This window comes from Bacillus sp. TH17, from assembly GCF_016651125.1.
Classification (GTDB): domain Bacteria; phylum Bacillota; class Bacilli; order Bacillales; family Bacillaceae_G; genus Bacillus_A; species Bacillus_A mycoides.
The window spans coordinates 2,947,725-2,961,004 of record NZ_JAEKEN010000001.1; the positions used below are offsets into that span (position 1 = coordinate 2,947,725).

13 protein-coding genes are annotated in these 13,280 nt (G+C 36.9%); 2 read left to right on the forward strand and 11 right to left on the reverse strand.

What is annotated here, in order from left to right; genetic code table 11:
- Positions 1-28: 28 nt before the first annotated feature.
- The 6 genes from JFT95_RS14995 to JFT95_RS15020 form a co-directional block, all read right to left on the reverse strand.
- Positions 29-862, reverse strand: coding sequence for a GNAT family N-acetyltransferase (locus JFT95_RS14995; protein WP_201052697.1), 834 nt, complete (start codon positions 860-862; stop codon positions 29-31).
- Between the two features lie 66 nt (positions 863-928).
- Positions 929-2,437 (reverse strand): argininosuccinate lyase, encoded by a 1,509-nt coding sequence (gene argH / locus JFT95_RS15000; protein WP_201052700.1) that lies wholly within the window; start codon positions 2,435-2,437, stop codon positions 929-931.
- A 101-nt stretch (positions 2,438-2,538) separates the two neighbouring features.
- Positions 2,539-3,648: a serine hydrolase gene (locus JFT95_RS15005; protein ID WP_201052702.1), complete on the reverse strand. Its 1,110-nt coding sequence runs from the start codon at positions 3,646-3,648 to the stop codon at positions 2,539-2,541.
- 117 nt (positions 3,649-3,765) lie between these two features.
- The gene (locus JFT95_RS15010; RefSeq protein ID WP_012261383.1) at positions 3,766-4,698 is read right to left on the reverse strand and encodes a nucleoside hydrolase; all 933 of its coding nucleotides are present in this window, start codon (positions 4,696-4,698) and stop codon (positions 3,766-3,768) included.
- A 134-nt stretch (positions 4,699-4,832) separates the two neighbouring features.
- Positions 4,833-6,266: a sodium/pantothenate symporter gene (gene panF, locus JFT95_RS15015; protein ID WP_201052703.1), complete on the reverse strand. Its 1,434-nt coding sequence runs from the start codon at positions 6,264-6,266 to the stop codon at positions 4,833-4,835.
- A gap of 3 nt (positions 6,267-6,269) precedes the next feature.
- The gene (locus JFT95_RS15020; protein ID WP_002014357.1) at positions 6,270-6,548 is read right to left on the reverse strand and encodes a YhdT family protein; all 279 of its coding nucleotides are present in this window, start codon (positions 6,546-6,548) and stop codon (positions 6,270-6,272) included.
- 272 nt (positions 6,549-6,820) lie between these two features.
- Here JFT95_RS15020 and dhaS point away from each other — a divergent pair, with 272 nt between their 5' ends.
- Positions 6,821-8,305, forward strand: a complete 1,485-nt coding sequence (dhaS, locus tag JFT95_RS15025; RefSeq protein WP_002014355.1) for an aldehyde dehydrogenase DhaS — start codon at positions 6,821-6,823, stop codon at positions 8,303-8,305.
- 50 nt (positions 8,306-8,355) lie between these two features.
- Here dhaS and fabG read toward each other — a convergent pair whose 3' ends face one another.
- On the reverse strand, positions 8,356-9,096 hold the full coding sequence (gene fabG, locus JFT95_RS15030; protein WP_002128467.1) for a 3-oxoacyl-ACP reductase FabG: 741 nt from the start codon (positions 9,094-9,096) through the stop codon (positions 8,356-8,358).
- Positions 9,097-9,229: 133 nt separating this feature from the next.
- Between fabG and JFT95_RS15035 the strand changes: the two genes are divergently transcribed.
- Positions 9,230-9,379, forward strand: coding sequence for a YfhD family protein (locus JFT95_RS15035; protein WP_002128468.1), 150 nt, complete (start codon positions 9,230-9,232; stop codon positions 9,377-9,379).
- A gap of 74 nt (positions 9,380-9,453) precedes the next feature.
- On the opposite strand, the gene JFT95_RS15040 is transcribed toward JFT95_RS15035, so the two are convergent.
- The 4 genes from JFT95_RS15040 to JFT95_RS15055 all read right to left on the reverse strand — a co-directional run bounded on the left by JFT95_RS15040 (position 9,454) and on the right by JFT95_RS15055 (position 13,211).
- The gene (locus JFT95_RS15040; protein ID WP_016127401.1) at positions 9,454-11,307 is read right to left on the reverse strand and encodes a terpene cyclase/mutase family protein; all 1,854 of its coding nucleotides are present in this window, start codon (positions 11,305-11,307) and stop codon (positions 9,454-9,456) included.
- A 102-nt stretch (positions 11,308-11,409) separates the two neighbouring features.
- Positions 11,410-11,835 carry a divergent PAP2 family protein gene (locus tag JFT95_RS15045; protein ID WP_000447809.1) on the reverse strand — a complete coding sequence of 142 codons (426 nt, stop codon included), beginning with the start codon at positions 11,833-11,835 and terminating at the stop codon, positions 11,410-11,412.
- Between the two features lie 80 nt (positions 11,836-11,915).
- The gene (gene rarD, locus JFT95_RS15050) at positions 11,916-12,857 is read right to left on the reverse strand and encodes an EamA family transporter RarD (RefSeq protein ID WP_016127402.1); all 942 of its coding nucleotides are present in this window, start codon (positions 12,855-12,857) and stop codon (positions 11,916-11,918) included.
- A 105-nt stretch (positions 12,858-12,962) separates the two neighbouring features.
- Positions 12,963-13,211, reverse strand: coding sequence for a DUF1294 domain-containing protein (locus JFT95_RS15055; RefSeq protein WP_016127403.1), 249 nt, complete (start codon positions 13,209-13,211; stop codon positions 12,963-12,965).
- Between the last annotated feature and the right edge of the window lie 69 nt (positions 13,212-13,280).

The window sequence follows — 13,280 nt, forward strand, 5'->3', positions numbered from 1 at the left end:
GCACGCTATAATAGCGTGCCTTTTCATTCTATTTCTCTAAAAATATAAGTACAGACTCCATAATCTTCTCATAACCAATTTCTTGATAAATTTTATTTGATGTCGGATTTGCCAGGTCCGTATATAATGTCGTTGTTTTGTAGCCTTCATCTAACATACGTTGACTAAGTGCAGCGACACAACTAGATGCGTACCCTTTTTTCCGAGCTTCTTTCGGTGTATATACAAAATTAACTGTTATATTGTTTGTAGTCGGTCTCGTTTTTGCAGCTACAGAAACAATCTTCCCGTCTACTTCTAAACCAAATAGACAACGATTAGTAATTAATGTATGAGCAGTTTGTTTCGCTTCTTCTTTCGTAGTAGGAATCTTCACATCTTCGCAAAATTGATATATCCACTGCTCTATTAATGTTAGCTCATCACTACTTACTTCTCGAAAGATTCCATCTCCGTTCCACTTTTTCTTTACTTGTTTTAATTCATATATACCTTGCTCCATTGCAACATTAGTTTTCTTATTCTCTAACACTGCAATCTCTTCCGCTAATTTCTGTACGATTTTTTTATTACCAATCAATCCAGGAATATGTGGATATACTTTCGTTAACTCTTTTGCAAGTTCCTTAATAGCTACTGCCGAAATCTCAGACGTAGCAACAATTATTTGTTTCTTTTCTTCTGTTTGAAGAAATACAGCTGCAATTTCTTCCTCTTGTTTTGCTACTCCTATAAATATCGGTTCTTGGACCATTTGTAATACACCTAATATGAGATTATTTTCCTGCTCATTCTTCTCTAAAAATGGTGTAACCTCTTCTGTAAAATTAAGAATCTCTTCATATACATGTAATTGAATCATCGACAATCTCTTCCCTCGATTTATATTTAAATTAAGTATTGGCGATTAATTCATTAAATCCTTCTTTTACGATTCAATAATGTTCGAAGCTAACGTATTCAAATCATTTTCAGCTTGTAAAATTCTTTGTTTTTCCTTTTCAAATACCTCTTCTTCTTTTTGAAATGACTCTTTTCGATTTTTAATCATACGCTCCATCTCTTTTTTACTCGGTCCACCATATACATTTCTTTTTTGAATAAAAGCTTCTGGTGATATAATTTCTTTCCACTCTTCTTCTAATAAATTTACTTTCAAATTTTCTTGTAAGTATACATTTATGTCTTTGAAATTTAATTCATGTAACTCCTTTTTCTGCTCCAATGACATATTTGCAATCGCACTTGCTGCATGATGTGCATGCCGAAATGGTATTTCATAGTTTTTTGTTAAAACATCTGCGAAATCTGTAATCGTAATCGCGTGTTTATATGAACGACTTTTTAACGTTTCCTCTTCTACTTTCATCGTTCGAATAACTGCGTTCATCATACAAAAAACACGAATCGCCTTTTCGATTCCTTTATATAAATACGGCTGCAAGTCATCCTCCGTATCGACAATATCACCAAATGGTGTATTATGAATCATTTGAAATACAGTAAATGCTTCCCCTAAAGCACTACTCGTAATAGCACGGGCATGTTCTATTGAAACAGGATTTCGTTTTTGCGGCATAATACTACTTATTTGCACATATGGCTTCGCTACAGTAATCCCATCATATTCTTTCGTCGCTAATAGTAAAAAATCATGAATCCATCTACTCGTATTCGTCATAATAACCATTAGTAACGAGCTAACTTCTAATAAATAATCTGCTCCAGCAACAGCATCATATGAGTTCTCAATTACATTTGTAAATCCAAGTAACTGTGCCACTCGTTTTCTCTTAATTGGGAAGCTTGTTGTAGAAAGGGCAGCTGCCCCCATTGGAGAATGATTTAAAAGATGATACGCTTTTTTCATTCTTTCTAAATCTCGTTGCATCGTATCATAAATTGCCAAAATATAATGACCAAATGTTGTCGGCTGCGCCGGTTGTGTATGTGTATACGCGGGCATAATTGTTTCCATATGTTCACCGGCGAGCTCCAGCATACTTTCTTGCAGCAATAAATGATGTTCCATTAACCGCAATACAAATTGCCGTAAACTCATGCGATACATCGTTACACCCATATCATTTCTACTTCTACCGATATGCATATTACTTACAAATTCACACTTTGCTTTTTGAGAAAGCAAATGTTCAACTAAGAAAAAAAGATCTTCATGTTGCTCTGTATATAGCAACTTCTCCTTTGGAATCCCCTCTACTTTTTTAAGTGCGATTAATATAACTTTCGCTTCTTCTCTTTTCATTAACTTCTCTTCAGTTAACATAGTAATATGTGCCCTATGCACTTGAAACATATCTTTTAATAAATAATTACGCTGAAAATTAAATACGTGCTGTAATACACAATTTACATATGTTTTCCCAGGGAAATCAGCGCCTTCATTCTTAATAAACTCTTCTTTACTCTGTTTCATCACCTTTTCCCCTTTCGCCTAAGTGTTACTACCCATCATACCCAAGGATGGTGAAAAAGTGCTTGTACATAAAAATAAACTCGGCGCTCATAGCACCGAGTTTATTTAATAAAAGTCGCATCATACTTATCACTTTGCAACACTTGAAAGTGTAGATTTGCTAAATGTTTACGTATTTCAGCACTGTCATCTTCATTTAAATTATTTGCCAAGAAAACAATTTCTGTACAGTTTCCGCGTTTATCCATTGCATAAACTGCTTTTGTTACCGTCCATGGTGTATAACCATTCTTTTGTCCAGCATGTCTGAATGTTTTACGATATTTCTTTGCGCTCATATCTGTTTCAACGATATTCGCCCACACTTTTTCTTCCGCTTCTGTAAGACCACCTTGATGATTTGCCTTTTGAAGCAGTACCATATAATCGTTAGCGGAAGCAGCCGGCAATCTATCCGACCAAATTTTGTCATAACGTTCCTCTAAATACAGAGGAATTTCCTTCTGTAATAATGGCCCCTTCTTTTTTAAGCGTTCATGAATAATCATAGCATATTCACGATATTGCTCTTGAGACATTTCTTTTAACTTTTTCTCTATTTTATATTTTGGAACATGTAATTCTTTATGCAAATATCCCGGAATGTATAAAGATGAAACAATCGGAAATAGCGGTTGATGTGCAGGAAGTGCTAAACTTTGTAAATTCCGATTAATATTGTTTAATCCTAATACCTCCATTAAATATTCAGTATTTGCATTAGAACTAAACTTAACCATTCCTTTTGCAACTTCTTCTAAAGAAACCGCTCCTTCAGTTATCTTTTCTTTTTTTTGCAAATAATTTTGCCATCTATCTTGTGCACCACCATCTGTACCCGGCACATAATAACGATTCACATCATTAATTGAAACGAAACTAGACGGATCGATTTTCCCCTCTGTAACTTGTTTCGTATATTCAAGCGCCACAATTAACTTCATCGTACTAGCAACTGGCAATACAACATCCGGATTTACAGAATACACGACTTTATCATTTCTTTTTATTAAAAGTGCACTATTCTTTTCATCTTTATGTTCTTCAATAAAGGATGCTATGTACTGCGCATCATCATTATTTGAACTCCACACTTTTTTCACTAAAAAGTTACCTGATATCAGCAAAACAAAAATACCCACAATCACTGCGCATACTATAGTTTTTTTCAAGTAAAATTCCTCTCCTATTGTGTAACTCTTCTCTATTTATCTCTTAAAAACAAAATAATGGAGATGATTATTTAAACAATCATCTCCATTATTTTAACTTGTATGCTACTATTATGTCTACGTCATAATTTTCACAAAATCCTCTAGAAACTTTTTATAATGTAAAGACCAGCCAATTTTAACCCAATTTTTCAACGCTTTTGCTTCAGGTTGCGGGCGAAAATCAGCGATACTTTCCCCTTTCGCAACTCCAACCGTATCTACATCAACACGACGATACACGTAATCTAAAAGAGATGGATTTGCCGCTACCATCATCGTTACTACATCATGCACTGGGCTCCCTGTTATTTTAGGATTCAGATTTTTATAAGCTTTATAATAATAATCGAAAATCGGTTCTATTAATTTCTTGAAATTCGTTTTAGAATGTTTCGTAATGTATTTCACCATCTCCGGTGTAATAATCGCTTCTGATGTAACGTTAAGCGGTATTAATGTCACATTTTTCGCATTTTGCATAACTAATTGTGATGCAATTGGGTCACCATGAAAATTGGCTTCCGCGACCGGTGTAACATTTCCGGGCATTAAAAAAGCTCCGCCCATTATATAATATTCTTTCACATACTTCATCATTGGTTTTTCTAAAATAAATGCCGTCGCTAATGTTGTTGATCTGCCGGCATCAACAATTATTAGTTCTCCTTTATATTTTTCAATGATATCGAAAAATGCACAAAAAGGTTTAATATTGGGAGAAAAATTTTTAGGAGGCTTAATAGGTCCCAAACCGTCTACCCCATGAATTTCCGGATAATATGTTACAAAATCCCCAGATAAAGGAATTTTCGCTCCATTAATAACAGGTATATCTTCCCGGCCCGCCATTTGCAATAAATACGCCGCATTACTCGTCGCCTTTTCCTGCGTTACATTCCCATATCCTGTTACTACTCCAACAATATCAATATCAGGATGCAATAATCCATACATAATTGCTAAAGAGTCATCAATTCCTGGGTCTCCTAAAAATAATATTTTTTTCATAGACCTCAACTCCATCCCATCAATTGTTATTACTTTATGAATACATGACGGAATACAGAATGAAAAAGATAAATTTTGTATAAACAAAAAACGTAGGAACTTCATATTAGAAGTTCCTACGTTTTTCTATATTTTTATGCTACTTTTTTCATCGTAACCATACTACCAATTATATAAGAGATAAATGCAAAGCAAATCGGGAAAACAACTGTATGTATACCGAATGGATTAGGGTAGCAAAGGTGAATAAACATATAGGAACCTACTCCAACTAAAATAGATGCGAGAGCTCCAGTTGCATTTCCTTTTTTCCAATATAAACCTAACACAATCGGCCAAATGAACGCTGCTTCTAAACCACCGAAAGAAAATAAATTTAACCAAATTAAAAAGTCTGGTGGCTTAATAGCGGCAGCATATACGAGTAATCCTACGATACCAGTAATCAATAGGCTACCTTTCTTTATCGTACTATCCGCGGCATCTTTATTTATGTAGTTCACATATATATCTTTAATAATTGACGAACTTACAAGTAATAATAATGAGTTCACAGTAGACATTATCGCTGCCATTGGTGCAGCTAAGAAAACTCCAGCTAACCAAGGTGGCAACACTTCCATTGCGAGTAGCGGCATTACTTTATCTGGTACCGTTATGCCTGGAAGGACTACTCTTGCAAACACACCTGTTAAATGCATACCAATCATAATTGTACCGACGACAACCGTTCCAATGATTAATGCTTGGTGCATAGCTTTTGAATTTTTATAAGACATAGCACGCACACTAATTTGCGGTAATCCCACGACACCAATCCCAATTAAAATCCAAAATGATGTGACATATGATTTCGTTAAACTTCCATCCGCTCCGAACGGTGTTATTAGATTCGGATTAATTTGAATAAGTTCCTGCATAATCTTTTCAACTCCGCCACCAGCAATGACAGTAGCAATTAAAATGATTGTTGTTCCGACTAACATAATGATTCCTAATAACGTATCTGATAAAGCGACTGCACGAAATCCACCAATTAACACATACACAAGTACAGAAAATGTAAATAAAAATAGTGCCGTTGTGTAGGAAAGTCCTGTTAGCGACTCAATTAATCGTCCGCCGCCAACCCACTGGGCTACTGTTGCTGAGAACAAAAAGATTATAATACTTAACGCAGAAAGAACAACTACCGCTTTATTATTGTATCTGCCCTTTAAATAATCAATAAGCGTAATTGCTTCCATCTTTCTAGCGATAATAGCAAACTTTTTACCAATAACCGTTAAAACGATATATCCTGTTACAACTTGAATCGCTGATAACAGCACCCATCCAAGACCCATATTGTAAGCAATACCAGGCCCGCCGATAAAGCTACTTGCACTACCGTACGTAGCAATCATCGTCATAGCTAATAATAAGCCACCAAGTTCACGCCCACCAAGAAAATATTCTTGTAAAAATTTATTATTAGCGGTTGCTTGTACACGTCTTGATGCATATACACCAATTAAAAACACAACGATAAAAGAAATTATCATTGGGATTATTACATACCAATTCATCTATCATTCCTCACTTTTTTCTTCCTCATCGAGTGAAATATCTTGAAATAAAAAACGAACAACTAAAATAAGCAAAATAACCATTACGATAAATCCAACGATACAGCTATAAAAAAACCATGCTGGAAAACCTAATACATATGTATATTCACTCGGATCCTTACTTCCAAGCCCATAAGCAAATCCATACCATATTATAAAATTAATAATAGCTAATCCAAGACCAATTAACGCTTCTCTATGGGCAACTCGAAAGCGCGGATCATCATGATAATTCTTCATTTTCCCCCTCCTCTCACGATGTATAATTGTACCACTGTTTTTCTAGTTTTTCCTACTAGAAAACAAAAACGCGCAGGATTTTTTGTAATTATATAGAATACAATGTTTCATTACATATTTTTTACAATTGTAACGAAAATGAAATTTGAATTTTCAGCATTTTTTATTTATGATTTTAAGTAGAGGCTTTTCATCTAGTTCCCACATCCTTGATTTCGGAATAAACGCCGTCTCGTACTGCGTTTAAATTATATTTTCAAGGGGGTTATACAATGAGTCAACTAGCTGTAAATCTTCATGAAAAGGTAGAGAAATTTCTTCAGGGCACAAAGAAACTATATGTGAACGGAGCGTTCATTGAAAGCGCTTCCGGAAAAACATTTAAAACTCCTAACCCAGCAACTGGTGAAACACTCGCTATCGTTGCTGAAGCTGGTCGCGAAGACATTCATAAAGCTGTGGTAGCTGCTCGAATGGCTTTCGATGAAGGTCCTTGGTCACGCATGAGCACTGCTGAACGCAGCCGTCTTATGTACAAGCTCGCTGATTTAATGGAAGAGCATAAAGAAGAGCTCGCACAGCTCGAAACGTTAGATAACGGAAAGCCAATCCGTGAAACAATGGCGGCAGACATACCACTTGCAATTGAGCATATGCGCTATTATGCTGGCTGGGCGACGAAAATTGTTGGTCAAACAATTCCTGTTTCCGGTGATTACTTTAACTATACACGCCATGAGGCTGTTGGTGTCGTCGGTCAAATTATCCCTTGGAACTTCCCACTTCTTATGGCAATGTGGAAAATGGGAGCTGCGCTTGCTACAGGATGTACAATCGTTTTAAAACCTGCAGAACAAACTCCACTATCCGCTCTATACTTAGCTGAATTAATTGAAGAAGCTGGATTCCCGAAAGGTGTTATTAATATCGTTCCTGGATTCGGTGAATCAGCTGGACAAGCACTTGTTAATCATCCACTCGTTGATAAAATTGCATTTACTGGTTCTACTCCAGTCGGTAAACAAATTATGCGACAAGCATCTGAATCATTGAAACGTGTTACTTTAGAGCTTGGCGGTAAATCACCGAACATTATTTTACCAGACGCCGACTTATCTCGCGCGATTCCTGGTGCACTTTCTGGTGTTATGTTTAACCAAGGACAAGTATGCTCTGCTGGATCACGCTTATTTATCCCAAAGAAAATGTATGATAATGTCATGGCTGATCTCGTCCTCTATTCTAAAAAACTAAATCAAGGTGCCGGTCTTAACCCTGAAACAACAATCGGTCCTCTCGTTTCCGAAGAACAACAAAAACGTGTAATGAGCTACATTGAAAAAGGGATTGAAGAAGGCGCTGAAGTACTTTGCGGAGGAAGTAATCCATTCGATCAAGGCTACTTCGTTTCTCCTACAGTATTCGCTGACGTAAATGACGAAATGACGATCGCAAAAGAAGAAATTTTCGGTCCAGTTATTTCTGCAATACCTTTTAACGATATTGATGAAGTGATTGAACGTGCAAATAAATCACAATTCGGCTTAGCGGCTGGTGTGTGGACAGAAAATGTTAAAACAGCACACTATGTTGCAAGTAAAGTACGTGCTGGTACTGTATGGGTAAACTGTTATAACGTCTTTGATGCAGCATCTCCATTTGGAGGATTTAAACAATCCGGTCTTGGCCGCGAAATGGGATCTTACGCGCTGAACAACTATACAGAAGTGAAGAGCGTTTGGATTAACTTAAATTAACGAGAAAGAACCTGACCTACTCGGTCAGGTTCTTTTCATTATGTATTCATTTACACTTGCAACCCACCGCTCACATTTAATACCTCTCCTGTAATGTAAGACGCATACTCTGATGCTAAAAAGGCAGCTGCGTTTGCAATATCTTCCGGCGTTCCGATTCTTCCAACTGGAATCGCTCCAACCATTTTCTCTTTTACTTTATCCGGTATTGTTTTTGTCATATCAGTATCCATAAATCCTGGACAAATCGCATTACACGTAATACCAAAACTTCCAACCTCTTTCGCTGCTGTTTTTGTTAAGCCTACAACCCCTGCTTTTGTAGCCGCATAATTTGCTTGTCCAATGTTTCCTTCCCTACTAATAGAAGAAATATTAATAATCCGCCCATACCCTTGTTGCCTCATATAAAGAAGTGCTGGCTGCATACAGTAAAAAACGCCAGTTAAGTTCACTTGTAATACTTGTTCCCAAGCTGATTTCTCCATCTTATGTAACATTGCATCTTTTGTAATTCCAGCGTTATTCACTAAAATATGTAATGTACCAAATTTTTGCACCGCATATTCAATTAACGACTTCGCTTCATTTTGATTACTCACATCACATCGATATAAACTCACATCATACCCTTCATCTGATAATTCACGTGTCGTTTTTTGTAGCTTCTCTTCATTTACATCACTAATTAATACTTTGGCCCCTAGTTTTGCAAAAACTCGTGCGATTTCTTTTCCAATCCCCTGCGCAGCACCCGTTACAACAGCTGTTTTCCCATTCAACAAGTCCATCCCTATCCCCCATTTCTATTAGTTATATTGTATATTTCGGCTCTATGCTTTCCAAATCCTCTTTGTATAAAAAAGTCTATTTGTGTCAAACTAACTTTGCAACGCCGCATACAACACAAGGAGATTGTTTCGAATGAAAAAAAAGAATGTAGATCGAAACAAAGCTGCCGATGGCATTGATGTTGAGTTCGCTCGCGAACTCGCTGACCACAATGACTTAGAAGCAAACGCACGTGCAAATGCCGCTGATGCACGTCAAAAACGCCAATCAACAGAAAAATAAGGAACTACAACGTTCCTTATTCTTTTCAACAGGGACCTACTACCCATCAAAATAAACCGAGAGTATCTCTCGGTTTATTTTCTATATTTCTTTACGTAGTGCGCTAAAGCAAGTAACGGATATATATGTCCATAACTATGATAGCGAATATAAAAGCCCCCCGGTAACCCTGTACCAGTAGGATATTTTTCATTCATAGTAGACTGCGCGAGCAAATATGAAATTCCTTTTCGAATAATCGGTGTTTCTTGATCGTAGTAAGAAATGAGTGCATCAAGTGCCCACGCTGTTTGTGACGGCGTACTAAAAGGTAAAGAAATAAATTTTTTCTCTACACTACTTTGACAGGATTCTCCCCACCCTCCGTCTTCATGCTGCAAATGTTCGAGCCATGAAGCGGCTTTTTTCAACGCTGGATGAGTAGAAGGCACTCCTAATGCACGTAAGCCTGTCATCGTTGCCCATGTCCCATATATATAACATATCCCCCATTTTCCATACCATGATCCATTCTGTTCCTGTACATCCATTAACCATTTGATAGCTTTCTTTTTTTGCTCTTCAAGCAACTCATTCGGTGCATACGTTCCGAATAATTCTAACACCCTACCTGTAATATCTGGTGTGGACGGATCGGTTATCATATCACTCGCATTTTCAATCGGCAAATTCGATAGTAACTTGCTCGTTACCCCTCGTTCAAAAGCTCCCCAGCCGCCATCATTGTTTTGCAATCCTTTCACCCATTCCACGCCTCTTCCCCACGCATCATCTACTCTATCATTCCCTCTACTTCGCGCTAACGCTCTAAGGGCAGCTGTAGTATCGTCTATATCAGGGATCGTCGTATTAACATCTGAAAATCCCCAACCGCCAGCTACAAGTGATGATGCATGTACGCTCCAATCTACCTTTTTAGTTTGTTGTTTTTGCAATAAATACTCCGTCGCCTTTTGAATCATCTTATTTTCATTTGTAACTTTAGCTTCTTGCAATGAATAGCTAAGTAAAGCAGTATCCCATACGGTAGAAGGAGAATTTTGCAAATGACTTCCTCTGTCCATCTTCCATATATAAGATTTTAATCCTGTCACAGCTTTCTCAATAATTGGAGACTGAATAGAGTGCCCTAATGCAAGCAAAGCATAAATCATATAAAACGTAGCACTGGCGTAACTATATAATGTTCCATTTTCATCTATACGCTCCTTCATAAAGCGCTCTACTTCTTCGTATCCTTTATGATGTAACGATAATGGATAAGATATTACCTTTTTCACATCACCTAAAAACGATTGAAACAGCGGAGACCGCTCCTCTCGAAACCATTGTCCACCCCCGCCTGCAATATGATTTAAATTTGGCAATAACTTTTTCTCTACACGGAATCTCTTATTCATACAAATCATCATCGGAATTAAATGTATACGCGCTGAGCTGCTTAGCCCAAATATACTGAGGGGGGAGTCATCTTGTAAAAATAAGATTGGCGTTGGAAAGTGAAAAAGCGCAGGAAATTCATATTCTCCATGAATCGCTAATAAAAATTTCGTCATAAAATGAGCACGAGAAACTCCCCCGTGTTCCTTAATAAACATTTCAGCTCGCCTCATATTCATAGCTTCTTTCGAATATCTTTCCGAAGCAAGTAAAGCAGCATATGCTTGAATCGTCGCGGATAAATTCCCTCCCTTTTCATCTTCGTATAATTTCCAAGTCCCTTCATTTGTTTGAAGAGATACTAACCTTTTCACAAACGGTTCTATTTCGTCATTTCGCCCTAATAATTTGAGTAAAAAAATCATGTGACAATCCGTTAGCAAAGCTCCTTCAAAACAAAATTGCCACGTTCCGTCTTGCCTTTGCATCGTTTGAAGTGCAGTCGTTCTCCGCTCTATCTCCTCATGCACTTTGTCATATAGTAGCACACCGCTCACCCACCCTTTCTAAGTCCGTATACGATATTCGAAAACTCATCTAAATATGTATGAAAACAAAGAAAAGCAGAACGTGCATTACACACATTCTGCTTACAAACAATACCCAACCCCGACAACAATTCCTAATAGTGCACCAACAACAACTTGATACGGTGTATGTCCAACGAGCTCATTTAACTTTTTATATTCTGTTTGTCTACCATGAAAAAAATCATTCAATATTTTCGCTTGCTTACTTACCGCAAGCCTTACTCCTGAAGCATCGTACATAACAATAATGGCAAAAATAGCGGCAACCGCAAATATTGGACTCTCCACACCTTCCACCACTCCGACACCTGTAGCAAGTGCAGTAACAGTCGAAGCATGCGAACTTGGCATTCCACCTGAAGCAAAGAACTTAGCAAAATCAAACTCGCCTGTTTTTATTAATTTAAAAACGACTTTCGTTAACTGTGCTAAAAACCAAGAAATTATAGCTGCTATAAGTGGATCATTATGTAAAATTGTTTCCATGTTTTTCAGCTCCTCACTGACTATAATGGAATTTCTATATAATATAAGTATAAAGAAAAATGCGTAGAAAATACTACGCATTATGATACTTTTGCTGATTTATTTTTAATAAATTTTGGTTGCTTCTGTAGTAGAAACTTTGTTTTCGCCATTGAAAAGACAAATAAAGCAATCCATATACAGAAAAACGCAATCATATGAGTAGATGTGAAATGTTCACCAAAAACGAACACACCTAAAATTAAACTAATAGTCGGCGCGATGTATTGTAAAAATCCTATCATATAGAGCGGAATAAGTTGTGCTCCTTTAGCAAAATAAAAGAGTGGTAACGCTGTAACAATACCTGCCCCTATTAAAAGAAACGTTGATATTGCCGAAATAGAACCGAACGAACCAAAGCCATGAACTCCTGTCATAAACAAATATATAAGTGCAAATGGCGTCACTAACATCGTTTCCATCGTAAGCCCAATTGTTGCATCATAATTTAATAATTTTTTTGTTAATCCATATAATCCAAATGAAAAAGCAAGTGAAAGAGAAACCCATGGAATTGATCCGAAACGTATCGTTAAAATAACAACGCCCAATCCAGCTAAACCAACCGCAACATATTGCCAAAAATTAAGCTTCTCTTTTAAAACAACTGTACCAAGTAAAATACTTATAAGTGGATTAATATAATACCCAAGACTTGCTTCGATTACATGGTTATGATTTACGGCCCATATGTATACAAACCAGTTTCCACTAATAAGTACCGAAGCAATTGTTAATGACATTAATAATTTAGGTCGTTTAAAAAGGGCCACTAACTCCCCACCAAACTGACGAAACCTCTTCGTTACTCCTAAAACTAACAACATAAAAACAAATGCCCAAACGATGCGATGCGCTAATATTTCATCTGCCGGTACTTCCTCCACCCATTTCCAATAAATCGGAAGGACTCCCCACATCGTATACGCACCTGCTGCATATATAATCCCCTGCTTTTGCTCTGTTGTTTGACTCCCCATCTTCCTTTTTCTCCTCTTCTCTTTTTTTCTTCATTATAAAGTCTCACATACTTACTTTACCAATATTCAATCTGCATTTCTTTCGACATTCCTCTTGCAAATCCTTTATATGTATAAAAACACTCCTACTGTTATAATAACGAGCACTGGAATACCGAAGACAAATTTACTTTTATGTGTCTTATGATGAAACCTATACATACCAATCCAAGCTCCAACCGCTCCTCCAGCTGCAGCTGATAAAAACAACGTACTTTCTGGCGTTCTCCACTGCTTTTTCTTTGCTTTTCGCTTATCAAGCCCCATCATACTAAATGCTATAACGTTGATAATAATAAAATAAATCCATTTCATCTCTTTCTCTCCCTTAAAAAATCCGCTTTATGTTAACACGAAAATAAGGTGCGCACAAATAAAAATGGC